Origin of the sequence: Pseudomonas parakoreensis (genome assembly GCF_021602155.1) — a bacterium.
Lineage (GTDB): Bacteria > Pseudomonadota > Gammaproteobacteria > Pseudomonadales > Pseudomonadaceae > Aquipseudomonas > Aquipseudomonas parakoreensis.
Window position 1 is genome coordinate 22,100 of sequence record NZ_BQHY01000026.1, and the last position, 22,952, is coordinate 45,051.

Below are 22,952 nucleotides of genomic sequence, written 5' to 3' on the forward strand. Positions count from 1 at the left end.
TCCGTGCGCGCACCGTGACCGCGATGATCAGTACGCCGCTCGGTAGATCTTCTCGATATCCGCAGCGCTGAGCTTGCGCGGGTTGTTGCGCATCAGACGCTCGATTCCCGCGGCCTCCACGGCCATGGCCGGGATCGCCTCTTGCGGGACGCCAAAACTGCGCAACCCGGCAGGAATTTCCACCGCCGCGCACAACTCGGTCATCGCCTGCACGGCTTTGTCCGCCGCCTCGGTGGCGCTCAAATGAGCGGTCTTCACTCCCATGGCTTCGGCGATATCCTGCATGCGCTCGACGCAGGCCATCTTGTTCCAGGTCATGACATACGGCAGCAGCAAGGCGTTACTGACGCCGTGGGCGATGTTGAAACGCCCGCCCAGCGGATAGGCCAACGCATGCACCGCGCCGACCCCGGCATTGCCGAACGCCATGCCGGCCATCAGGCTGGCGGTGGCCATGTCTTCACGGGCCTGGAGATTGGCGCCATTGGCGTAGGCCTTGGGCAGGGCTTTGGCGATCAACTTGATTGCGCCGATGGCCAGTGAGTCGGTAATGGGCGAGGCATTGACCGACAGATAGGATTCGATGGCGTGCACCAGCGCATCGACGCCACTGGCGGCGGTGACGCTGCGCGGGCAGGTCAGGGTCATCTGCGGACTGACCAGCGCCACATCCGGTAACAGGTAGTCGCTGACGATGCCTTTCTTCAGTTGCGCGACCTTGTCCGAGAGAATGGCGACGTTGGTCACTTCCGAACCGGTGCCAGCGGTGGTCGGGATGGCGATCAGCGGCGGGCCTTTGCGCGGCACCTGATCGACGCCGAACAGGTCTTCCAGCGCGCCGTGGTACCCGGCATACGCGGCGACACTCTTGGCAATATCGATGGCACTGCCGCCACCGAGGCCGATCAAACCGTCATGCCCGCCCTCGCGGTACACGCGCATGCAATCTTCGACAATGGCGATTTCCGGGTCCGGCAGCACCCGATCAAAAATCTCGTACTCGCGCCCGCCCAATTGGCACAGCGCCAGCTCCACAGTGCCGGACTTGACCAGCGCGGCGTCGGTGACAATCAGCGGGTTGTCGATATCGAGGCGGGTGAGTTCCGCTGCCAGTTGCTCAATGGCCCCGGCGCCGGTGATCAGTTTGTGAGCAATTTTGAACTGGGACAGACTCATCGTGCGCAGCCTCTTATAGATGTGGGAGCTGAGCACAAGCGTAGCTGGGGAAACCGGGTTGTCTGCCATTCACCCCATGAATGACAACCACACATAGATTTGCTGTACGCACGAACATTCCTATATAGGAGCTGCGTCAGACCTGAGCGGTACGTAGTTTTTCGCTGCGCCCACGCAGCCATTCAAGGGTCAGCAACAGGATGACGGAGAACGCGATCAGCAAGGTTGCCGCAGCAGCAATCGTCGGGCTGAGGTTCTCGCGAATCCCGCTGAACATCTGCCGGGGCAGCGTCGCTTGCTCGGGGCCGGCGAGGAACAGCGTCACCACCACTTCATCGAACGACGTGGCGAAGGCGAACAGCGCCCCGGAAATCACCCCCGGTGCGATCAGCGGCAGAGTCACCCGGCGGAACGTGGTCAATGGCGAAGCCCCTAGGCTGGCCGCCGCCCGTACCAGGTTGTGGTTGAACCCTTGCAGCGTTGCCGACACGGTGATGATCACGAACGGCACGCCGAGCACCGCGTGCACCACGATCAGCGAGAAGAAGCTGTTACCCAGCCCCAGCGGCGCGAAGAACAGGTAACTCGCCACACCAATGATCACCACCGGCACCACCATCGGCGAAATCACCAGCGCCATCACCAGCGCCTTGCCGGGGAAATCGCCGCGGGTCAGGCCGATCGCGGCCAGGGTGCCGAAAACCATCGCCAGCACGGTCGCGGCGGGGGCGACGATGATGCTGTTCTTCAGCGAGCGCATCCATTCCGCCGAGGCGAAGAAGTCCTGATACCAGTGCAGCGAGAAGCCTTGCAGCGGATACACCAGGAAACTGCCCGAGTTGAACGACAGCGGCACGATGACCAGCACCGGCAGGATCAGGAACAGCAGGATCAGGCCGCAGAGGATCCGCAAGCTGTAGAACCACACCCGTTCAATGGGCGACATGTAAGGACTCAGCATTTCAAATTCCCCTTAGCTCAGGCGCAGGCGGCTGGCGCCTACCAGCCAGCCGTAGATCAGATAAAGCACCACGGTCGCCAGCAGCAACAAGCCGCCGAGTGCAGTGGCCATGCCCCAGTTGATGCTGGTGTTGGTGTAGAACGCGACGAAGTAGCTGACCATCTGATCGTTCGGACTGCCGAGCAGCGCCGGGGTGATGTAGTAGCCGATGGCGAGGATGAACACCAACAGGCAACCGGCGCCGACACCGGCGTAGGTCTGCGGGAAATACACCCGCCAGAAACTGGCGAACGGATGGCAGCCCAACGATATGGCGGCGCGCATGTAGGTCGGCGAGATGCCTTTCATCACGCTGTAGATCGGCAGGATCATGAACGGCAGCAGAATGTGCACCATCGAGATGTAGACCCCGGTGCGGTTGAACACCAGCTCCAGCGGTTTATCGATGATGCCCATGGCCATCAGCGCGCTGTTGATCAGCCCGCCCGACTGCAGCAACACGATCCACGCCGCAACCCGCACCAGAATCGAGGTCCAGAACGGCAGCAACACCAGAATCATCAGCAGGTTGCTCTGCCGCGATGGCAGGTTGGCCAGCAGGTAAGCCAATGGATAAGCGAGGAACAGGCAGATCACGGTGATGACCAGGCCCATCCAGAAAGTCCGGGCGAAGATGTCGAGGTAGATCGCCTGATCCGGGGTGGCCGGGGCCAGTTCGCCGAGATCGTCGATACGGTGATCAACCGCCGCCAGCAGGTAATACGGGGTGATGCTGCTGGTGTTGCGTTTGACCGCTTGCCAATAGGCCGGATCGCCCCAGCGCTCGTCGAGCGCTTCGAGGGCTTCTTTATAGGAGGCCGGTTCGCTGGCGAAAGGCAGCGCCCGGGCGGTTTTGGTCAACAGGCTGCGATAGCCGGCCAACTCCATGTTCAAGCGCTTGGACAAATCGCCCAGCGTCTGGTTTTTGCGCGCTTCAGCGAGGTCTTCGCCAGCCGCTTTGTACACCGGTTCAGCAGGCAGGCCACGGCCATCCCAACTGGCGATGGCCGCCACGGTGCGCGGCATGCCGCCAACCACTTCCGGGTTGCCGACGCTTTTATAGAGCAGCGCCACGATCGGCACCAGAAACACCAGCAACAGAAACAGCACCAGCGGCGCAATCAACGCCTGGGCCTTCCAGCGGTTGACCCGCTCGGCGTGCTTGAGCTTCTGCTTCAAGGTGGGGCTGGCGCCCTCGTTCAGGGGAACGGCGATGGCCATGACGTACTCCGCAAATCTTTGATCATTACAGAGGTGGCGAACCACCTCTGTTGTGTTGAAACACCAAAACTCTCAGATGAGTTTTTGTGGCGAGGGGATTCATCCCCGATCGGCTGCGCAGCAGTCGTAAAACCTGAGAATCCGGTTTATCTGACACACCGAGCGGGTATGGCTTCGGGGGCTGCTTCGCAACCCATCGGGGATGAATCCCCTCACCACACAAGCTCCTTCGCCACAAAGTCTTCCTTCAGATTGTGGTTACTTCGCAGCCCAGGAGTTGAAGCGCTGCTCCAGTTGCTCGCCGTTGTCAGCCCAGAAGCTGACGTCGATCTGCACCTGGTTGGCGATGTTTTCCGGAGTGGTCGGCATGTCTTTCAGGATCGCCTTGTCCAGCAACGGCACGGCCTGGGAGTTGGCCGGTCCATAGGCGATGTTTTCCGAGTAGGTCTTCTGCTGTTGCGGCTGCACCGAGAACGCGATGAATTTCTTCGCCGCTTCGGCGCGCTTGGCGTCCAGACCTTTCGGGATCGCCCAGGCGTCGAAGTCGTAGATGCCGCCATTCCACACCACTTTCAGGTTGGATTCTTTCTGCACGGCGGCGATGCGACCGTTGTAGGCCGAGCTCATCACCACGTCACCGGAAGCGAGGTACTGCGGTGGCTGGGCGCCGGCTTCCCACCACTGAATGTTCGGTTTGAGCTCATCCAGTTTCTTGAACGCACGATCCTGACCACCCTTGCTCGCCAGTTCTTTGTAGACGTCTTTCGGCGCCACACCGTCGGCCATCAGCGCGAATTCCAGGGTGTACTTGGCGCCTTTACGCAGGCCACGCTTGCCCGGGAATTTCTTGGTGTCCCAGAAATCGGCCCAGCTGGTTGGCGCGGTTTTCAGCTTGTCAGCGTTGTACGCGAGTACGGTCGACCAGACGAAGAAGCCCACGCCGCAAGGCTGAATCGCACCTTTGACGTAATCTTCGGTTTTGCCGAACAGCGCCGGGTCGAGTTGTTCGAACATGTCTTCATCGCAACCACGGGACAGCTCCGGCGATTCAACTTCCACCAGATCCCACGACACACTCTTGGTGTCGACCATGGCTTTGACCTTGGCCATTTCGCCGTTGTACTCGCCGGCCACGATCTTGCCGTTGCCCGCGGCTTCCCACGGTGCGTAGAAGGCTTTGACTTGCGCCGCCTTGTTCGCCCCGCCAAACGACACCACAGTCAAATCGGGACCGGCGGCCATCGCGCTGGCCGCACCCATCAGGCCCAGGGTCAGGGCGGTGAACTTCAGGGATCTCAACATTTATTGTTCTCTCCACGTGCAGGGTTGGTGTTGGTATTGCCGGGGCGATCAATGCGCCTCTAGAAGTGGGTCGAGTGCACGAACGTGCTCGACCTGCCAGCCAAGCGGTACCACGTCTCCGACCGCGAGCCCGGGATCGAGCTCGGCAATCGGCTGTTTCACGAAGAAGTCGGTCTTGCCGCAGACTTCCAGGCGCACCCGGACGTGGTCGCCCAGATAGATGAATTCCGCCACCCTCCCTGAGAAGCGGTTGACGCATTGGTCGCTCGAGCCATTGAGGCTGACGCGCTCCGGGCGGATCGACAGGGTCACCGGTTCGCCGGTCTGGCCGACGTTGACCGCCAGCGCCTCGACCTTCTCACCCCGGCCCAGCTCGACCACGCAACGCTCGCCGCTCTGACTGAGCAGGCGGCCGTTGAGGCGGTTGTTCTCGCCGATGAAGTTGGCGACGAAGGTGTTTTTCGGTTCTTCGTAGAGAGTGCGCGGCGGCGCGATCTGCTGGATTTCGCCCTGATGGAACACGGCGACGCGGTCGGACATGGTCAGCGCTTCACCCTGATCGTGGGTCACGTAGACCACCGTCACGCCGAGACGCTGGTGCAGGTGCTTGATCTCCATCTGCATGTGTTCGCGCAGTTGCTTGTCGAGCGCGCCCAGCGGTTCGTCCATCAGCACCAGTTGTGGTTCGAACACCAGCGCCCGGGCCAGCGCCACCCGCTGCTGCTGACCGCCGGAGAGTTGCGCCGGATAACGTGAGGCGAACGCGTCGAGCTGGACCATGCTCAGGACTTTCTTGACCTTGTCGCTGACGTCGCTCTTGTTCAGGCCACGTACGGTCAGCGGGAAGGCCAGATTCTCGGCCACGGTCATGTGCGGGAACAGCGCGTAGTTCTGGAACACCATGCCGATGTCGCGCTTGTGCGGCGGCACGTTGTTGATTGCACGGCCGGCGAGGAGGATTTCGCCGGCGGTCGGCGTTTCGAACCCGGCGAGCATCATCAGGCTGGTGGTCTTGCCCGAGCCGGACGGCCCGAGCAGGGTCAGGAACTCGCCTTTGCGAATGTCCAGGTTGAGGTCTTTGACGATCAGGTTCTCGCCGTCGTAGCTCTTCTGCACTCCACGAAAGCTGACCAGCACGTCACTGGCCCCTGCGTTTGAATCGACCTGGCTCATACCCACACCTTTGTTATTGGTAACTGCTGTGGGTTAAGCCTAGTGGCTGGCGCCAGCCACGCAAATCGGGGCGCAGGAGAGAATCGCCTCAGCGGGATGGAAGGTTGGGGGTAGGGATTGCCCTACAAGGATGGCGCGTTTTGGCAAACGCAGCGGCAAGCGATGGGCTGCAAGCTGCAAGTAAAGGCTTTAGCGGATTTACAGGCTGTCGCTAATGGGCATGCTGACACTGAACCTGTGGGAGCTGGCTTGCCAGCGATTGCGGTGGGTCAGTCGGCATTGAATTAGCAGACAGTCCGTCATCGCTGGCAAGCCAGCTCCCACAAGTTTCTACAGTGTTGCTAAAGGAGTTTGTGCTCCATCGCGTATTTGACCAGTTCGGCCAGCGAGGTGATGTTGAGCTTCTGCATCAGCCGCGCCTTGTGCGTGCTGATGGTCTTGCTGCTCAGCGCCAGTTGCTGGGCGATGTCGTTGACGTTGGCGCCTTGGGCCAGGCGTTCGAACACTGAGAATTCGCGCTCGGACAGCAACGAATGCAACGGTCGCGTGTCGGTCAGGCCGACCTCGAAGACCATCCGGTCGGCCAGCTCCGGGTCAATGTAGCGCCCACCCGCCGCGACCTTGCGAATCGCCGTCAGCAGCAACGCGGGATCACTGTCTTTGGTCGCATAACCAGCAGCGCCGACCTTTAGCGCGCGAGCGGCCATTTGCGCTTCATCGTGCATCGAAAGCACCAGAATCGCCGGTGGATTGTTCAACGCGCGAATCCGCGGGATCGCCTCCAGACCGTTGACGCCAGGCATCGAGATGTCCAGCAACACCACCTCGCACGGCACACTGCGCAGGGTTTCGAGCAACTGCTCGCCATTGCTCGCCTCCCCCACCACTTGCAGGTCCTTGGCCAGGCCGATCAATTGCTTGATGCCTTCCCGGACGATGGTGTGGTCTTCGGCTACCAGTACACGGATCAAATTTTTTCTCCAGATTTCAGGTACACACCAAACCCTGTGGGAGCGAGCCTGGTCGCGATAGCGTCAGCTCAAACACCACAAACCTTCAAACCTCACTCACCGGCACCCACACCTTCAGACTGGTGCCCTCACCCGGCTCACTCTCAAGCACCAGCCGCCCGCCCATGATCAACACCCGCTCGCGCATGCCAACCAGGCCAAAGGATGTCGGCCGCTGCGCCGTCGCGACAAAGCCTGCGCCATCGTCGCTGACCGTCAGACACAACTCGTCGCCTTTCAGCGCCAGCGTCAGCTCCACAGTATGCGCTTGGGCGTGGCGCATCACATTGGTCAGCGCCTCCTGCAGGATGCGGAACAGCCCGATCGCCTTGGCGTCGCTGAGCACCGGCAGATTGTCCGGCACCTGCACCAGACATGGAATCTGCGTGCGCGCCTCGAATCGCCGCGCCTGCCACTCAATCGCCGAAGCGATCCCGGCATCGAGGATCGGCGGGCGCAGCGCCGTCGCCACATCGCGCACCAGCTGGAACAACTGGGCGATCAGGCGTTTCATGCTGTTCAACCGTTCGTGCAGGCCCGGATCGAGTTGCGCGTAGGCCAGCTCGCACATCGAGGTTTCCAGTTTCAGCACCGTGAGCATCTGCCCCAGCTCATCGTGCACTTCACGGGCAATGCGCGCCTTCTCTTCTTCACGCACGCTTTCCAGGTGCGCCGACAGCTCGCGCAGCTGCTCGCGGGACGCCGCCAGTTCCAGTTCGATGCGCTTGCTTTCGCTGATGTCCCAGACGATGCCGTCCCAGACATAGGCGCCATCCTCCAGCTGACGGGTGATTGCCTTGATCTCGGCCCAGCGCTGTTCACCCTGACGGGTGAGGATGCGGCCCTGCCACGACCAGTCACTGTCGGTGTCCAGTGCCTGATCCTGGGTCTGGTGGTAACTGGCCTTGTCGTCCGGGTGCACCAGGCTGCGCAAGCCCATGTCGCGGTGCGCAATGGCGGCCGGCGCGTAGCCGACCAGAGTCTCGCTGCCCTCGCTGATGTAGGCGAAATCGATCTGCCCGGTCACTGGCGCCCGCTCCAGGCGAAACACCAGCCCCGGTACGTTGGCGGCGATGCCTTGCAGGCGCGCTTCACTTTCCTGTAACGCGGCCAGCGCGCGGCGACGCTCGGTGACGTCGGTGAGATAAACCACCAGATACTCGCTGTCGCGAAAGCGCAGAAAACTCAGCGAAACATCCGCCGGCAGGACGCTGCCATCAGCGCGCACGCAGCTGGTTTCAAAGCTCAGCGGTCCTTCTTCACTGGCCCGCGCGCGTTTCCACAGGTTGAGCCAGCGGTCCATGTGCAGACCGGGTTCGAAATCGATCAGCGGCCGTTCGATCAACGCGCCCTGTGGATAACCGAGCATGCTTTCCGCCGCGCGGTTAGCGTAACGCACATGGCTGTCCCAGTTGACCCAAAGAATGCCGACAGTACTTTGATCGATGGAAAACTGGGTCAGGCGCAAGGCTTCTTCGCTGGCCGCGCGCAAGGCGATGTCTTCCCGGGCGGTCAACAGACGGTGTTCGAGGCTGTGTTGCTGGCGTCGTTGCCAGACCACAATGGCCACACAACTGAGCAACAACACCGCAAACAGCAAACTGAGGTTCTGCCAGAACCCCGGCGACTCCGACAGACGCGGGTATTTGGGTTGCAGCCATTGCGTGTGCAGGCGTTCCAGATCCTTCGCGGGAATCGCCCGCAGAGCACTTTCAACAATGCCAGCCAACGCCGGCCAGTCGCGCCGTGTGGCAATGCGCAACAGCTGCGGCAAGCCGATATCGCCGACCACCACCAACCCGGCGAACTCAGGTTCGGCAGACAACCGTCCGAGTTGCGCCTCATCCACCACGGCGTAGGACGCCTGCTGGGTCAACAGCAGTTGCAGCGCCTGACGCTCCAGCGGCACGCCTTGCAGATTCAGATGGGGATAGGTGCTGCGCAAATAGTCTGCCGTCACGCTGGGCATGCGCACGGCGACGCGCGACAGGCTGTCGAGTTTTTCCAGCTCGACCACGCCGCCGCTCTTCTGGTCGCTGACCACCAGCTGCGGCACCCGCATGTAGGGATCGGAAAACTGCCACAGGCGCAGTGCACCCGGGGTCTGGGTCAGGCCCGGGGCGATGTCGATTTCGCCTTCGCGGGCGGCCTCCTCCAGTTGCGCCAGATCCTGAAAATTGCGCCAGCTCAGCTCGACGTTCAAGGTCTTGGCCAGTGACTTCATCAATTCGACATTGGCCCCGGACAAGCGCTGCAGACGTCGGTCGTACTGCGCGTACGGCGCCTGCAGCACCAGGCCCACACGCAACTCACGGTGCTGCGCCAGCCATTGCTGCTCGGCGGGCGTCAACAGCGCTGCATGCGCCGCCGGCGCAGACGCCGCCCAGCCCATCAAGGGAAAACACAACCAGCCGATAACCCACAGGCAGCAAAAACGCATCATTGAAGTCTCTTGCACTGACAAATTCTGACCAACCCATTAGGCTGCCGGGATACTTTTCTGGCCTGGAATAACCGATGCCCTCTGTCTATCGCCTGGCAATGCCAGCATTGTGCCTGTCGCTGATCCTGCCTTGTGCGTTTTCCGTCGAAGCCGCCGATCCGGCGCCCGCCTCCACCGCCGAGCAACCGCCCGCCGAAAAACCCGCCGAGCGCCAGCCACTGCTTGAGCGTAGTCAGGAAGAAGCCGCAGCACTCGAACGTAAAGTCCCGGCGCAAGAGCAGCAGCAACTGCAGGCCGGCGCCGACACTTTCCTCGCCCTGTGGAAACCGGCCAACACTGCCGAACCCAAAGGTGCGGTCATTATTGTGCCGGGCGCCGGCGAAACCGCTGACTGGCCGCAAGTGATCGCCCCGCTGCGCAACAAATTGCCCGACGTCGAGTGGAGCAGCCTGAGTATCACCCTGCCGGATCTGCAAAGCGATGTCATCGCTCCACGCGTGATTGCGCCCGCCGCCGCGCCAAAAGCCGCGGAAAGTGGCAGCAAGGATTCCACCACCGCGCAACCGATCGAACAGGCTGCGGGCGGCGAAGCGGACGTGGCGGATCAGGTCGTGGCCGAAACGACTGAAGAACAATCCAAGGCGGATGCCGAGCGAATCTTTGCGCGGATCGACGCGGCCATTGCCTACGCCGAGCAACAAAGCGCACGCCGGGTCGTGATCCTCGGTCACGGTACGGGCGCGTACTGGGCGGCGCGTTTCCTCAGCGAGCGGCAGAGTTCGCAGGTCGAGAAGCTAGTGATGGTCGATGCGCAAACGCCAAGTAAAGCCAAGCCGCAACTGGCCGAGCTGACGCCGACCCTGAAGTTGCCGACGGCTGACATTTTCTACATGGACAAGGCGCTGGATCGTAACGCGGCGCTGGAGCGCATGCAGGCCAGCAAGCGCCTGAAGACTTCGGCGTTCAGCCAGGTGGCGCTCAAGGCGTTGCCGGATAAAAAGGCTGAGCAGGAACAGTTGTTTCGGCGGGTGCGTGGCTGGTTGAATCCGCAGAAGACTGACTGACTGGAAGACCGAGTCGCCCCATTCGCGAGCCTGCTCGCGATGAGGCCATTTCAGCCAACCCATATTTAACGGCAACGATCAGCGAAAACCCCGCCGCGCCCGAATCAGGGTAAACGCGTTGTGCAACTCACGGGTTTTCTCGGTCGCCTCGCGCACCTGCTCAGGCGTCGCACCGCTGCCGGCGATCTTGTCCGGGTGATGACGACTGAGCAGCCGTCGATAGGCGCGCTTGATCTGTGCCGGCTCGCTGGTCGCCGACACGCCGAGCAGGCGCATCGCTTCCTGATAACTCACCGCCGCACTGACAATCGGCCGTTTATTCGGCTCGTAATCATTGGCCAGCGCCTGGATCTGGTGCGTCGTCCAGCCCAGCCACTTGCCCCACTGCGCCAATAATTCGCGCTCACTGACACCCGCACGACCGTCGGCCCAGACCATCCGCCAGCAGGCACGCAACACGCCTTCGGCGGCATGCGGCTGAGCACTCAGGCGCCGCAGATAACCGCGCAGGCGGTCACCGCCGGACTTGCCACGATTGAACGCCGCAATCGCCCGCCGCCGCGCCGGCTCGCTCATTTCCAACGCGTTCATTTCGTTGCGCGCCTGCTGGATATGGCCGTCCGTCACCCGCCCGTCACTCTTGGCCAGACGCCCGAGCAGCACGAACAACAGTTCGTCGTTGCGCAACATCGGTCGCCCGCCGAGCTTTTCCCGCAAATGCCCCCAGCTTTGCAAGTGCAGGCGCCGATCCAGCGCCTGTCCCAACAATGCCCCAAGCATGGCCCCCGGAATGCTGGCGATCGCAAAACCCGCTCCGGCTCCAATCAGAGTCCCTGGCCACAACATATCAACGACTCGCTTCTATCAATGCTTCAGCTTCGGCCAGACGCTCATGCGTGCCGACATCCACCCAATGGCCTTTCAGACGTTCACCGCTGACCTGCCCGTTTGCCATGGCTATGCGCAGCAACGGTGCAAGCTTGAATGCGCCGTCCGCGCAACCATCGAACAACTGCGGATGCAGGACGGCGATGCCGCTGTAGGTCAGAGTTGCCGCGTCCGGTTGGCCATCGATCACCTGACCGTCGGTCAAGGTGAAATCGCCTTGCGGGTGGTGGGCCGGGTTGTCCGCCAGCACCAGATGCGCCAGACCGTTGATCGGTTGGTGCAGTACGCTGAAGTCGTAGTCGGTCCAGATATCGCCGTTGACCACCAAAAAGGCGTCGTCACCGAGCAATGGCAAAGCACGGAAAATCCCGCCGCCGGTTTCCAGCGGCTCGCCTTCCGGCGAGTACTGGATGCTCACGCCAAACTGCGAACCGTCGCCCAGGTAATCCTCGATCTGCTGACCGAGCCAGGCATGGTTGATCACGATTTCACTGAAACCGGCCGCCGCCAGCGCCCGCAGGTGGTATTCGATCAACGGCACGCCACCGGCACGCACCAGCGGTTTCGGGGTGGTCAGGGTCAGGGGGCGCATGCGCTCGCCCTTGCCTGCTGCCAGTATCATCGCCTTCATGCGATCGCTCCACCACGCAGACTGGCGAGCAATGCCTGCAGATCCGCCAGTTCAGGACGACGCGCAATCACCGCTTCTATATAGGCGAAGAAACGCGGCACATCGGCCAGGTAGCGCGGTTTGCCATCGCGATGGCAGATGCGGGCGAAGATACCGATGACTTTCAGGTGCCGCTGTACGCCCATCAGGTCGCTGGCACGCAGGAAGTCTTCGAAGTCGGCCTGCACCGGAATGTCCAGCGCCGAGGCTTGCTGCCAATAACTTTCCAGCCAGCCGCGCACGCGCTCTTCAGGCCAACTGAGGAAGGCGTCTTTGAACAGGCAGGTGACGTCGTAGGTGACGGGGCCGTAGACCGCATCCTGAAAGTCCAGCACGCCGGGATTCGGCTCGCTGAGCATCAGATTGCGCGGCATGTAGTCGCGGTGCACCAGAACTTTCGGCTGGGCCAGTGCGCTGTCGATCAGCAGTTCGCTGACGGACTGCCATTGTTGCTGCTGTGCTGCGTCGAACTCGATGCCGAGTTCGCGTTTCACGTACCACTCGGGGAACAATTCCAGCTCACGGCGCAGTAGCGCGACGTCGTAGCTCGGCAGTGGTGCGATCATCGGCAATTGCTGAAAAGCCAACAGCGCCTGCAGGGCATCGCTGAACAAAGCATCGGCATTTTCGCCGTCGATTACGTCGAGATAGGTCTTGTTGCCCAGGTCATTGAGCAAAAGAAAACCGCGTTCGAGGTCTTCTGCATAAATTTTCGGCACGTTAATTCCGGATTTCGCCAGCAAAAAGGCGATATCCACGAACGGTTTGCAGTTTTCCTGGGGCGGTGGCGCGTCCATCACGACGAAACTGCGACCCGCGCCTTCCCAACGGAAATACCGGCGGAAACTCGCGTCGCTGCTGGCCGCGGTCAACGTGGCCGGGGGCACGGTGCCCCAGCCTTGATCTGCAAACAGGATTGCCAACTGCTCATCGAGCCAAACTTTCAGGTGTTGCAAGCGTACATCTTGGTCAGGCATTGCAAGGGTCTCCGACGGCGCTAGCCGTCAAGCGGGTCATGCTTTATTATCCAGCATCTTTTTCAGACCATCGAGAGGCGTGCGGCCCACACCGCGGGCAGATGGCACGCAGGAAGCCCGGACTAATAAGATGGCATTGAAATCCCCCGCGTTTCGTAAAAAATTTCCGTTGTTGGTAACCGGCAGTCTGCTGGCTATGCAACCTCTGGCCAGTCAATTCGTTGTTGCCGCCGAGCAGTATGACTGCGCCGTCTCGGTAACGGGTGGCTGGGCCTGTGCGCCCAAGACGCCGGCAGCTGCATTGCCGCCGCGTCCGGTGCATGACGGCAGCGCTGTCAGCGCTGTCAGCGCCGCCGGCGAAGCCACGGCCCAGAACGGTTCCACTGCCGACACCGGCGCCAAGCCTGTGCTGGTCACCGAAGCCAAGGGCCGCGGCCTGAAATCCCGTAGCGAAGACTACAGTCACCTCGACTGGGTTCCGCGCGAGAAGCTCACCGCCGCCCAATTGGCCGAGACCGGTCCTTACTGCTCTGGTTCCTATATCGAACCGATTCGTCCTGGCATGAATGACAAGACGAATAAAAGTGACGCACCGACCTTTATCGGCGCCAAGGCCTCGCGCTACAACACCGAAGATCAGGTGGGTACGCTGGCCGGCGACGTGGTCCTGCGTCAGGGCAGCATGCAGGTCGAGTCCGACGAGGCCAGCCTCTATCAGGCCGAGAGCCGTGCCGAACTCAACGGCGACGTGCGCATTCGCGACAACGGTGCACTGATCGTCGGCGACCACGCCGATGTGCAGCTCGACACCGGTGAAGCCAAGGTCGACAACGCCGAATACGTGATGCACAAATCGCGCATCCGCGGTAACGCGCTGTACGCCAAGCGTGCCGAGAACGCGATCATCCGCTTGAAGGACGGCACGTACACCACGTGCGAACCGAACAGCAACGCGTGGCAGCTCAAGGGCAACAACATCACCCTGAACCCGGCCACTGGCTTCGGTACCGCGACCAACGTGACACTGCGGGTCAAAGACATTCCGATCCTGTACACGCCGTACATCTACTTCCCGATCGACGATCGTCGCCAATCGGGTTTCCTGCCGCCGACCATCGGTACCGGCAGCGATACCGGCTTCATGCTGGTCACCCCGTACTACTTCAACCTGGCACCGAACTACGATGCCACGTTGTACCCGCGTTACATGAGCAAGCGCGGCATGCTGGTCGAAGGCGAGTTCCGTTACCTGACCAAGTCCAGCGAAGGCCAGTTCGGTGCGGCGTATCTGAACGACGAAGATACCGATCGCAGCAAGCAGACCGATTACGAAAAAAATCGCTACATGTACAACTGGCAGCACAAGGGCGGACTCGACTCCCGTGTGATGACTCAGGTTGACTACACCAAGATCAGCGATCCGTACTACTTCCAGGACCTGACCACCGATCAGATTGGTGTGAAGAGCGCTGACTATGTGAATCAGCAGGGTTCGGTGACCTACCGCGGTGACAGCTATACCGCACGCCTGAATGCTCAGCAGTACCAATTGGCTACTGTTTCGAACATCACGCCGTACGGCCGTCTGCCGCAGATCACCTTTAATGGTCAACTGCCGTATCACCCGGAAGGTCTGAATTTCGATTACGAGACCGAGATCGTTCGGTTTGATCGTGATCTGGAAAAAGGAAACTTCACGGACGAGGACGGCAACGTCTCGCCACGCCTCGATACCAACGTACAGGGTCTGGCGCGCGCCAACGGCGACCGTCTGAATCTGAAGCCGGGCGTCAGCCTGCCGATGAACTGGACCTATGGTTTCCTGAAGCCATCGCTCAAGTACCAGTACACCCAGTATCAGCTGGATCTGGACGGTACCGGCAAGTCCCAGATTGCTGCACAAACCGCTGAGCAGAACAAACTCAACGGCACCTTCGACAGCAATCAGAGTCGTGGCGTACCGATCGCCAGCGTCGACAGCGGGCTGTACTTCGACCGCAACACGTCGTACTTCGGCAAGAACTATCGCCAGACTCTGGAACCGCGCCTGTTCTACCTGTATGTACCCAAGGTTGATCAGGAAGACATTCCGGTATTCGACACCAGTGAATACACCTTCAACTACGCGTCACTGTTCCGTGACAACCGCTTCTCTGGCTCCGACCGTGTCGGCGACGAGAACAAGCTGTCGCTGGGTGTGACCAGCCGCTGGATCGAAGACGACGGTTTCGAGCGTCAACGTATCAGCGTCGGTCAGGCGTACTACTTCAAGGATCGTGAAGTACAACTGCCAGGCATCGCGTTCAAGGATCGCAAGGATGCCCAGTCCGACGTGTCGCCATACGCGCTGGAATACGAATACCGCTGGAACCGCGATTGGCGCACCACGGCCGACTACAACTGGGACCCGGACAGCCGCAGCCCGCGTTCCGGCAGCGCGATGTTCCATTACCAGCCAGAAGACAACCCGAACAAGGTGGTCAACGTCGGTTATCGCTATCGCAACGACCAGGTTCGTTACGATCAGACCACCGGCAAATGGTCGGTGGGTGGTGGCGACTACGGCACCCCGGGTCAGCCTGGCTACGTAAAGGACTACTACAAGATCCAGCAGCATGACTTCTCGGTCATCTGGCCGATCGTTCCGCAGTGGAGCGCGATCAGCCGGTGGCAGTACGACTACAACCGCAACCGTACACTGGAAGCCTTTGGTGGTTTCGAGTACGACAACTGCTGCTGGAAACTGCGCCTGATCAACCGTTACTGGGTTTCCTACGACGAATTCAGTCAGGAAGCTCCACAAAACGAAAAAGGCGACCACGGCGTCTTCCTCCAAATTGTTCTGAAGGGACTCGGCGGCCTGACTGGCGCCAAGGTAGAGAGCTTCCTCGACAAAGGCATCCAAGGTTATCGTCAACGTGAAGACCAAGCTTTCTGATTCTCTGCGCCCGCTGTTGCTGGGCGCGCTGTTCCTGGGTACTGCGGCCAACGCCGCAGTACAGTCCATCGATAAAGTGGTTGCGATCGTTGATAACGACGTGGTCATGCAGAGCCAACTGGACCAGCGTGTCCATGAAGTTCAGCAGACCATCGCCAAGCGTGGCGGCGGCATGCCGCCGCCGGGCGTGCTGGATCAGCAGGTGCTCGAGCGCCTGATCGTCGAAAACCTGCAACTGCAGATCGGCGAGCGTTCCGGCATCCGCATTACCGACGAAGAGCTGAACCAGGCAGTCGGCACCATCGCCCAGCGCAACAACATGACCGTGGATCAATTCCGCGCCGCCCTGGCTCACGACGGTTTGTCCTATGACGACGCCCGTGACCAGATCAAGCGCGAGATGATCATCAGCCGTGTGCGTCAGCGCCGCGTGGCAGAACGCATTCAGGTCTCCGAGCAGGAAGTGAAGAACTTCCTCGCTTCCGACCTGGGCAAGATGCAACTGTCCGAAGAACTGCACCTGGCCAACATCCTGATTCCTACACCGGAAAGCGCCAACTCTGATGCGATTCAGAGTGCTTACCGTCAGGCGATGGACGTTTACCAGCAACTCAAGCAAGGCGCTGACTTCGGTCAGATGGCCGTGGCCAAATCCGGCAGCGACAACGCTCTGGAAGGTGGCGACATGGGCTGGCGTAAAGCTGCGCAATTGCCACCGCCGTTCGACCGTGAGCTGAGCAGCATGGCCGTTGGCGACATCACTCAGCCTGCACGTACCCCGGGTGGTTTCATCATCCTCAAGTTGCTGGCCAAACGGGGTGGTGAAACCCAGATGCGTGATGAGGTGCATGTGCGCCACATCCTGGTCAAGCCAAGCCCGATCCGCGACGAAGCCAAGACCAAAGCCCTGGTGCAATCGCTGTACGAGCGCATCCTGGCCGGTGAAGACTTCGCTGAACTGGCGAAGAACTACTCCGAAGACCCGGGCTCGGCGCTCAACGGCGGCGACCTGAACTGGATCGACCCGAACGCACTGGTACCGGAATTCCGCGAAGTGATGGCCAAGACCCCACAAGGTCAGCTGTCCAAGCCGTTCCAGACCCAGTACGGCTGGCACGTGCTGGAAGTCCTTGGCCGCCGCGCCACCGACAGCACCGAATCGGCACGCGAGCAACAGGCTATGAATGTTCTGCGTAACAAAAAATACGATGAAGAGCTGCAAAACTGGCTGCGTCAGATTCGTGAAGAAGCCTACGTAGAAATCAAACTCCCTGGTGCAGACCAGGCAGCGCAGTGAAACCCAAGCGTTTCGCGCTGACACCCGGCGAACCAGCCGGCATCGGTCCCGACCTGTGCCTGCTGCTCGCCTCGCAAGCCCAGCCACATCCCCTGATTGCCATCACCAGCCGCGACCTGCTCACCGAGCGGGCCGCGCAGTTGGGGCTGGCCGTCAATTTGCTTGAAGTTGCGCCTGACAACTGGCCGGCTGTTCCAGCCTCCGCTGGCAGCCTGTATGTCTGGGACACTCCACTCAGCACTCCCGTGGTCGCTGGTCAACTGAACAAGGCTAACGCCGCCTTCGTCCTCGAAACCCTGACCCGTGCCGGCAACGGCTGCCTGAACGGCGACTTCGCCGGGATGATCACCGCACCGGTACACAAGGGCGTGATCAACGAATCCGGTATCCCGTTCTCCGGACACACGGAATTCCTCGCCGACCTGACTCACACCGCCCAAGTGGTGATGATGCTCGCTACCCGCGGCTTGCGCGTGGCACTGGTGACCACTCACCTGCCCCTGCGCGAGATTGCCGATGCAATCACCCCGGAGCGGCTGGAGCGGGTCACGCGAATTCTGCACGCCGACCTGCAAGACAAATTCGGCATCGCCCGGCCACGTATTCTGGTCTGCGGACTCAACCCGCACGCCGGCGAAGGCGGACACCTGGGCCATGAAGAAATCGACATCATCGAACCGACATTGGAGCGCCTGCGCGGCGAGGGCATGGACCTCCGTGGCCCGCTGCCTGCCGACACTCTGTTTACCCCCAAATATCTGGAGCACTGCGACGCAGTGCTGGCGATGTACCACGACCAGGGCCTGCCCGTGCTGAAGTACAAAGGCTTCGGCGCGGCGGTCAACGTGACCCTCGGCCTGCCGATCATCCGCACGTCGGTCGACCACGGCACTGCCCTGGATCTGGCCGGCAGCGGCAAGATCGACACCGGCAGCCTGCAGGTCGCCCTGGAAACCGCCTACCAGATGGCCGAGACCCGTTTATGACCGAGCAATACCAACACAAGGCGCGCAAACGCTTTGGCCAGAACTTCCTGCACGATGCTGGCGTCATCGACCGCATCCTGCGCTCCATCAGCGCCAAGCCTGACGACCGCATGCTGGAAATCGGCCCGGGCCAGGGCGCACTGACCGCCGGCATCCTCAATTCCGGCGCGCAACTCGACGTGGTGGAACTGGACAAGGACCTGATCCCGATCCTCAACCAGCAGTTCGCCGGCAAGAGCAACTTCAACCTGCATCAGGGCGATGCGCTGAAGTTCGACTTCAACACCCTCAACGCCGCGCCGAACAGCCTGCGTGTGGTGGGCAACCTGCCTTACAACATTTCCACGCCGCTGATTTTCCATCTGCTGAACAACGCCGGCATCATTCGCGACATGCACTTCATGCTGCAGAAAGAAGTGGTCGAGCGTCTGGCGGCCGGCCCGGGCGGCGGCGACTGGGGTCGTCTGTCGATCATGGTTCAGTACCACTGCCGCGTGGAACACCTGTTCAACGTCGGCCCGGGCGCGTTCAATCCGCCGCCGAAGGTCGACTCGGCCATCGTCCGTCTGGTGCCGCACGCGGTGCTGCCGCACCCGGCCAAGGATCATCGCCTGCTGGAGCGCGTCGTTCGCGAAGCCTTCAACCAGCGTCGCAAGACCCTGCGCAACACCCTCAAGCAATTGATGACCGCCGCCGAGATCGAAGCCGCCGGCGTCGATGGCAGCCTGCGTCCCGAACAACTGGACCTGGCCGCATTCGTGCGCCTGGCCGACAAGCTCGCCGAGCAGGTTGCTGCCGCCCCCGCCGCCGACTGACCGGCGATGAACGCTATCGGGCAGGACGCCACTCTGGTTTACTGCCCGATACTTGCCTAGACTGACTCTTCATCAGCTACGCCACGCGTTCCGCTTCGTTAAGGCCCTTTTGCATGTCCGATTCCCGTTACCAGGTCGATGTCAGCGTCGTTACCCATTATCTGGCAGACCAGTCGCAACCCGAGCACGACCGCTTCGCCTTCGCCTACACCATCACCGTACAGAACAATGGCGAAAAGCCCGCCCGCCTGATGTCGCGGCACTGGGTGATCACCGACGGTGACGGGCATGTCGAAGAGGTTCGCGGCGCCGGTGTTGTCGGCCAGCAACCGCTGATCGAGGTCGGCAAAAGTCACACTTACAGCAGCGGCACAGTGATGACCACCAAGGTCGGCACCATGCAGGGCTCTTACGAAATGGTCGCTGACGATGGCAAGCATTTCGATGCGATCATCAAGCCTTTTCGCCTCGCCGTGCCTGGAGCCCTGCACTGATGACGACGTACGCCGTCGGCGACCTGCAAGGCTGCCTTGATCCGCTCAAGTGCTTGCTCAAGCAAGTCGCGTTCGACCCCAGGCTTGATCGGCTGTGGCTGGTCGGTGATCTGGTTAATCGCGGACCTCAGTCGCTGGAGACTCTGCGCTTTCTCTATGGCATGCGCGACTCACTGGTCTGCGTACTCGGCAACCACGATCTGCATCTGCTCGCCGCCGCCAACAACATCGAGCGCCTGAAGAAATCCGACACCCTGCGCGAGATTCTCGAAGCCCCCGATGCGGCTGACCTGCTCGAATGGCTGCGCCAGCAGAAACTCATGCACTACGACGAACAACGCGAAGTCGCCATGGTGCACGCGGGCATCCCCCCGCAGTGGTCCTTGCGCAAGGCCTTGAAGTACGCCGCCGAAGCCGAAGCCGCGCTGCGTGACGACAACCTGTTTCCCTTGTACCTCGATGGCATGTACGGCAACGAGCCCGCGAAGTGGGACAGCGATCTCACCGGCGTGACCCGCCTGCGCGTGATCACCAACTATTTCACCCGCATGCGCTTCTGCACCGCCGACGGCAAGCTCGACCTCAAGAGCAAGGAAGGCCTCGACACCGCACCACCGGGCTACAAACCGTGGTTTCAGCACAAGGAGCGCAAAACCCGTGGCCTGCGGATCATTTTCGGCCACTGGGCCGCACTGGAAGGCGATGTCCGTGAACCGGGCGTCTCGGCACTGGACACCGGTTGTGTCTGGGGCGGCAGCCTGACCCTGATGAACGTCGACAGCGGCGAGCGCGTGTCGTGCAAATGCGATGAGCACGGCGGACTTGCCCCGACCGTCGCGCCACTTATCCCCGAAACGTCGCCAGTCAGCGTCCCGCGTTAGACTGCGCATTCTGCCGAGCTACAGGAACCCGCCATGAGCGAATTCAAACGAATCCCCCCGGAACAGGCCCAGGCCCTGCGTGAACAAGGCGCAGTGGTGGTCGACATCCGCGACCCGCAAACCTATGCCGCGCTGCACATCGCCGGCTCGACCCATCTGGATAACCACTCGATCTCGGAATTCATCCGTAACGCCGATCTCGACGCACCGTTGGTGGTGGTCTGCTATCACGGCAACTCCAGCCAGAACGCTGCGGCTTACCTGATCAGCCAGGGCTTCTCCGACGTCTACAGCATGGACGGCGGCTTCGAGCTGTGGCGTACGACTTATCCTGCGGAAACCGCGCAAGGCGGCGCCGAATAATTTTTTTGTCACGCGCAGGCCCCGGCTCACGCGGGCCTGCGCGTGACAGACGAACGGTCTGCCACAACTAATTACGTATCTCGCCTTTACCTCTCGAATTCCCAACTATCCTTAAGCCCAGGCCATCCAAAACAGGGGAGAGCCGGTACACCGGCGCACGGGTCATCGGGAGTGACTTTCAAGGTTGTCGACCGCGAAAGTGTTCTGGGGGGTAAACAAGTGGCCACCACGGCTGCTTGCCAGCATCGACTGAGTGATCCGGCGTCGGCTCCACGTATCGAGCGAGGTGACGTCATGAGTATCTTTAGCCACTTCCAACAACGCTTCGAGTCCACACGCCAGGAAGAACTCTCGCTGCAGGAGTACCTGGAGCTGTGCAAAAAGGATCGCAGCGCTTACGTTTCCGCCGCCGAGCGTCTACTGATGGCTATTGGCGAACCCGAGCTGCTCGATACGTCGACCAACTCGCGGCTGTCGCGGATCTTCTCCAACAAGGTGATTCGTCGCTATCCGGCCTTTGAAGACTTCCACGGGATGGAAGAATGCATCGACCAGATCGTCTCGTATTTCCGCCATGCCGCCCAGGGCCTGGAAGAGAAGAAACAGATTCTCTACCTGCTCGGCCCCGTCGGTGGCGGTAAATCGTCCCTGGCCGAGAAGCTGAAACAGTTGATGGAAAAAGTGCCCTTCTATGCGATCAAGGGCTCGCCGGTATTCGAATCACCTTTGGGTCTGTTCAACGCCACCGAAGATGGCGCGATCCTCGAGGAAGACTTCGGTATCCCGCGGCGCTATCTGAACACCATCATGTCGCCGTGGGCGACCAAACGCCTCGCTGAATTTGGCGGCGATATCAGCCAGTTCCGCGTGGTCAAGCTGTACCCGTCGATCCTCAATCAGATCGCCGTGGCCAAGACCGAACCGGGCGACGAGAACAACCAGGACATTTCCGCGCTGGTGGGCAAGGTCGACATCCGCAAACTCGAGGAATACCCACAGAACGACGCCGACGCCTACAGCTACTCCGGCGCGCTGTGCCGGGCCAACCAGGGCCTGATGGAATTCGTCGAAATGTTCAAGGCACCGATCAAGGTGCTGCACCCATTGCTGACCGCCACCCAGGAAGGCAACTACAACAGTACCGAAGGCCTCGGTGCGATTCCGTTCACCGGGATCCTGCTCGCCCACTCCAACGAATCGGAATGGCACACCTTCCGCAACAACAAGAACAACGAAGCCTTCATCGACCGGATCTATATCGTCAAAGTGCCGTACTGCCTGCGGGTCAGTGACGAAGTGAAGATCTACGACAAATTGCTGTTCAACAGCTCCCTGGCCAAGGCCCACTGCGCGCCAGACACCCTGAAGATGCTGGCGCAGTTCACTGTACTGTCGCGCCTCAAGGAGCCGGAAAACTCCAACATCTATTCGAAGATGCGCGTCTACGACGGGGAAAACCTTAAGGACACCGACCCGAAGGCCAAGTCGATTCAGGAATACCGCGACTCGGCCGGCGTCGACGAAGGCATGAACGGTCTGTCGACCCGCTTTGCCTTCAAGATCCTGTCCAAAGTGTTCAACTTCGATCCGCATGAAATCGCCGCCAACCCGGTACACCTGCTGTACGTGCTGGAACAGCAGATCGAACAGGAACAGTTCCAGGCTGAAACCCGTGAACGCTACCTGCGCTACCTCAAGGAGTACCTGGCGCCGCGTTATATCGAATTCATCGGCAAGGAGATCCAGACCGCTTACCTGGAGTCTTACAGCGAGTACGGGCAGAACATCTTCGACCGCTACGTGCTGTATGCGGACTTCTGGATTCAGGATCAGGAATACCGCGATCCGGAAACCGGCGAGATTCTCAACCGTGTCGCCCTGAACGAAGAACTGGAGAAAATCGAGAAACCGGCCGGCATCAGCAATCCGAAGGATTTCCGCAACGAGATCGTCAACTTCGTATTGCGCGCCCGAGCCAACAACAACGGCAAGAACCCGACCTGGCTCAGCTACGAAAAACTGCGGGTGGTCATCGAGAAGAAAATGTTCTCGAACACCGAAGACCTGCTGCCAGTCATCAGCTTCAATGCCAAGGCCAGCAAAGAGGATCAACAGAAACACAACGACTTCGTTACTCGAATGGTCGAACGCGGCTACACCGACAAACAGGTAAGACTGCTGTCCGAGTGGTACCTGCGAGTCAGAAAGTCACAGTAAACCGCGGCCGGTAAGACCGGTTGTCGTCAGCCCGAGG

At 60.8% G+C, this 22,952-nt stretch carries 19 protein-coding genes; 9 read left to right on the forward strand and 10 right to left on the reverse strand.

Going from position 1 to position 22,952, the window contains the following annotated elements; translation table 11 throughout:
* Positions 1 to 27 precede the first annotated feature (27 nt).
* The 7 genes from L6D63_RS26540 to L6D63_RS26570 all read right to left on the reverse strand — a co-directional run bounded on the left by L6D63_RS26540 (position 28) and on the right by L6D63_RS26570 (position 9,325).
* Positions 28 to 1,176, reverse strand: a complete 1,149-nt coding sequence (locus L6D63_RS26540; protein ID WP_047296965.1) for an iron-containing alcohol dehydrogenase — start codon at positions 1,174 to 1,176, stop codon at positions 28 to 30.
* 136 nt (positions 1,177 to 1,312) lie between these two features.
* Complete coding sequence (locus tag L6D63_RS26545; protein WP_041070101.1) at positions 1,313 to 2,137, reverse strand: ABC transporter permease; 825 nt, start codon at positions 2,135 to 2,137, stop codon at positions 1,313 to 1,315.
* A gap of 12 nt (positions 2,138 to 2,149) precedes the next feature.
* Positions 2,150 to 3,397 (reverse strand): ABC transporter permease, encoded by a 1,248-nt coding sequence (locus L6D63_RS26550; RefSeq protein WP_131670530.1) that lies wholly within the window; start codon positions 3,395 to 3,397, stop codon positions 2,150 to 2,152.
* 258 nt (positions 3,398 to 3,655) lie between these two features.
* Positions 3,656 to 4,699, reverse strand: coding sequence for an ABC transporter substrate-binding protein (locus L6D63_RS26555; RefSeq protein ID WP_121187472.1), 1,044 nt, complete (start codon positions 4,697 to 4,699; stop codon positions 3,656 to 3,658).
* Between the two features lie 48 nt (positions 4,700 to 4,747).
* Entirely contained in the window at positions 4,748 to 5,872 is a 1,125-nt protein-coding gene (locus L6D63_RS26560) for an ABC transporter ATP-binding protein (RefSeq protein WP_047296967.1), read from the reverse strand.
* Between the two features lie 341 nt (positions 5,873 to 6,213).
* Positions 6,214 to 6,843, reverse strand: a complete 630-nt coding sequence (locus L6D63_RS26565; protein WP_003228820.1) for a response regulator — start codon at positions 6,841 to 6,843, stop codon at positions 6,214 to 6,216.
* A gap of 85 nt (positions 6,844 to 6,928) precedes the next feature.
* Positions 6,929 to 9,325, reverse strand: a complete 2,397-nt coding sequence (locus L6D63_RS26570; protein ID WP_131670531.1) for a PAS domain-containing sensor histidine kinase — start codon at positions 9,323 to 9,325, stop codon at positions 6,929 to 6,931.
* A 74-nt stretch (positions 9,326 to 9,399) separates the two neighbouring features.
* On the opposite strand from L6D63_RS26570, the gene L6D63_RS26575 reads away from it, so the two are divergent.
* Positions 9,400 to 10,389, forward strand: a complete 990-nt coding sequence (locus L6D63_RS26575; protein WP_131670532.1) for an alpha/beta hydrolase family protein — start codon at positions 9,400 to 9,402, stop codon at positions 10,387 to 10,389.
* Positions 10,390 to 10,467: 78 nt separating this feature from the next.
* Here the strand turns inward: L6D63_RS26575 and L6D63_RS26580 are convergent, their stop codons facing one another.
* From L6D63_RS26580 to L6D63_RS26590, 3 genes are read right to left on the reverse strand one after another with little or no spacing between them, the layout of a single operon-like run.
* Complete coding sequence (locus tag L6D63_RS26580) at positions 10,468 to 11,235, reverse strand: TerB family tellurite resistance protein (RefSeq protein WP_131670533.1); 768 nt, start codon at positions 11,233 to 11,235, stop codon at positions 10,468 to 10,470.
* A 1-nt stretch (position 11,236) separates the two neighbouring features.
* Entirely contained in the window at positions 11,237 to 11,908 is a 672-nt protein-coding gene (gene murU, locus L6D63_RS26585; RefSeq protein ID WP_047296970.1) for an N-acetylmuramate alpha-1-phosphate uridylyltransferase MurU, read from the reverse strand.
* Complete coding sequence (locus L6D63_RS26590; protein WP_131670534.1) at positions 11,905 to 12,924, reverse strand: aminoglycoside phosphotransferase family protein; 1,020 nt, start codon at positions 12,922 to 12,924, stop codon at positions 11,905 to 11,907. The genes murU and L6D63_RS26590 overlap by 4 nt, the downstream gene beginning before the upstream one ends.
* A gap of 130 nt (positions 12,925 to 13,054) precedes the next feature.
* Here L6D63_RS26590 and L6D63_RS26595 point away from each other — a divergent pair, with 130 nt between their 5' ends.
* The 8 genes from L6D63_RS26595 (at position 13,055) to L6D63_RS26630 (ending at position 22,915) form a co-directional block, all read left to right on the forward strand.
* On the forward strand, positions 13,055 to 15,862 hold the full coding sequence (locus L6D63_RS26595; protein ID WP_131670535.1) for an LPS-assembly protein LptD: 2,808 nt from the start codon (positions 13,055 to 13,057) through the stop codon (positions 15,860 to 15,862).
* Entirely contained in the window at positions 15,843 to 17,159 is a 1,317-nt protein-coding gene (surA, locus tag L6D63_RS26600; protein ID WP_121187481.1) for a peptidylprolyl isomerase SurA, read from the forward strand. The genes L6D63_RS26595 and surA overlap by 20 nt, the downstream gene beginning before the upstream one ends.
* Entirely contained in the window at positions 17,156 to 18,145 is a 990-nt protein-coding gene (pdxA, locus tag L6D63_RS26605; protein ID WP_131670536.1) for a 4-hydroxythreonine-4-phosphate dehydrogenase PdxA, read from the forward strand. The genes surA and pdxA overlap by 4 nt, the downstream gene beginning before the upstream one ends.
* Complete coding sequence (gene rsmA / locus L6D63_RS26610) at positions 18,142 to 18,960, forward strand: 16S rRNA (adenine(1518)-N(6)/adenine(1519)-N(6))-dimethyltransferase RsmA (protein WP_121187483.1); 819 nt, start codon at positions 18,142 to 18,144, stop codon at positions 18,958 to 18,960. Before pdxA ends, rsmA begins: the two co-directional genes overlap by 4 nt.
* A 113-nt stretch (positions 18,961 to 19,073) precedes the next feature.
* Positions 19,074 to 19,454: a Co2+/Mg2+ efflux protein ApaG gene (gene apaG / locus L6D63_RS26615; protein WP_047296984.1), complete on the forward strand. Its 381-nt coding sequence runs from the start codon at positions 19,074 to 19,076 to the stop codon at positions 19,452 to 19,454.
* Positions 19,454 to 20,335 carry a symmetrical bis(5'-nucleosyl)-tetraphosphatase gene (locus tag L6D63_RS26620; protein WP_047296986.1) on the forward strand — a complete coding sequence of 294 codons (882 nt, stop codon included), beginning with the start codon at positions 19,454 to 19,456 and terminating at the stop codon, positions 20,333 to 20,335. Before apaG ends, L6D63_RS26620 begins: the two co-directional genes overlap by 1 nt.
* Before the next feature lie 33 nt (positions 20,336 to 20,368).
* A complete protein-coding gene (gene glpE / locus L6D63_RS26625; RefSeq protein WP_041070058.1) occupies positions 20,369 to 20,698 on the forward strand; it encodes a thiosulfate sulfurtransferase GlpE in 330 nt (109 codons plus the stop codon).
* 294 nt (positions 20,699 to 20,992) lie between these two features.
* Positions 20,993 to 22,915, forward strand: coding sequence for a PrkA family serine protein kinase (locus tag L6D63_RS26630; RefSeq protein WP_003228848.1), 1,923 nt, complete (start codon positions 20,993 to 20,995; stop codon positions 22,913 to 22,915).
* Positions 22,916 to 22,952 lie beyond the last annotated feature (37 nt).

Excerpts from the sequence above, each read along its gene's own strand:
- L6D63_RS26545 (WP_041070101.1), bottom strand. The coding sequence starts at position 2,137 with ATGCTGAGTCCTTACATGTCGCCCATTGAACGGGTGTGGTTCTACAGC.
- L6D63_RS26575 (WP_131670532.1), top strand. The coding sequence starts at position 9,400 with ATGCCCTCTGTCTATCGCCTGGCAATGCCAGCATTGTGCCTGTCGCTG.
- L6D63_RS26555 (WP_121187472.1), bottom strand. The coding sequence starts at position 4,699 with ATGTTGAGATCCCTGAAGTTCACCGCCCTGACCCTGGGCCTGATGGGT.
- L6D63_RS26570 (WP_131670531.1), bottom strand. The coding sequence starts at position 9,325 with ATGATGCGTTTTTGCTGCCTGTGGGTTATCGGCTGGTTGTGTTTTCCC.
- murU (WP_047296970.1), bottom strand. The coding sequence starts at position 11,908 with ATGAAGGCGATGATACTGGCAGCAGGCAAGGGCGAGCGCATGCGCCCC.
- L6D63_RS26590 (WP_131670534.1), bottom strand. The coding sequence starts at position 12,924 with ATGCCTGACCAAGATGTACGCTTGCAACACCTGAAAGTTTGGCTCGAT.
- L6D63_RS26560 (WP_047296967.1), bottom strand. The coding sequence starts at position 5,872 with ATGAGCCAGGTCGATTCAAACGCAGGGGCCAGTGACGTGCTGGTCAGC.
- glpE (WP_041070058.1), top strand. The coding sequence starts at position 20,369 with ATGAGCGAATTCAAACGAATCCCCCCGGAACAGGCCCAGGCCCTGCGT.
- apaG (WP_047296984.1), top strand. The coding sequence starts at position 19,074 with ATGTCCGATTCCCGTTACCAGGTCGATGTCAGCGTCGTTACCCATTAT.
- L6D63_RS26595 (WP_131670535.1), top strand. The coding sequence starts at position 13,055 with ATGGCATTGAAATCCCCCGCGTTTCGTAAAAAATTTCCGTTGTTGGTA.
- L6D63_RS26550 (WP_131670530.1), bottom strand. The coding sequence starts at position 3,397 with ATGGCCATCGCCGTTCCCCTGAACGAGGGCGCCAGCCCCACCTTGAAG.
- L6D63_RS26620 (WP_047296986.1), top strand. The coding sequence starts at position 19,454 with ATGACGACGTACGCCGTCGGCGACCTGCAAGGCTGCCTTGATCCGCTC.
- rsmA (WP_121187483.1), top strand. The coding sequence starts at position 18,142 with ATGACCGAGCAATACCAACACAAGGCGCGCAAACGCTTTGGCCAGAAC.
- L6D63_RS26540 (WP_047296965.1), bottom strand. The coding sequence starts at position 1,176 with ATGAGTCTGTCCCAGTTCAAAATTGCTCACAAACTGATCACCGGCGCC.
- L6D63_RS26580 (WP_131670533.1), bottom strand. The coding sequence starts at position 11,235 with ATGTTGTGGCCAGGGACTCTGATTGGAGCCGGAGCGGGTTTTGCGATC.
- L6D63_RS26630 (WP_003228848.1), top strand. The coding sequence starts at position 20,993 with ATGAGTATCTTTAGCCACTTCCAACAACGCTTCGAGTCCACACGCCAG.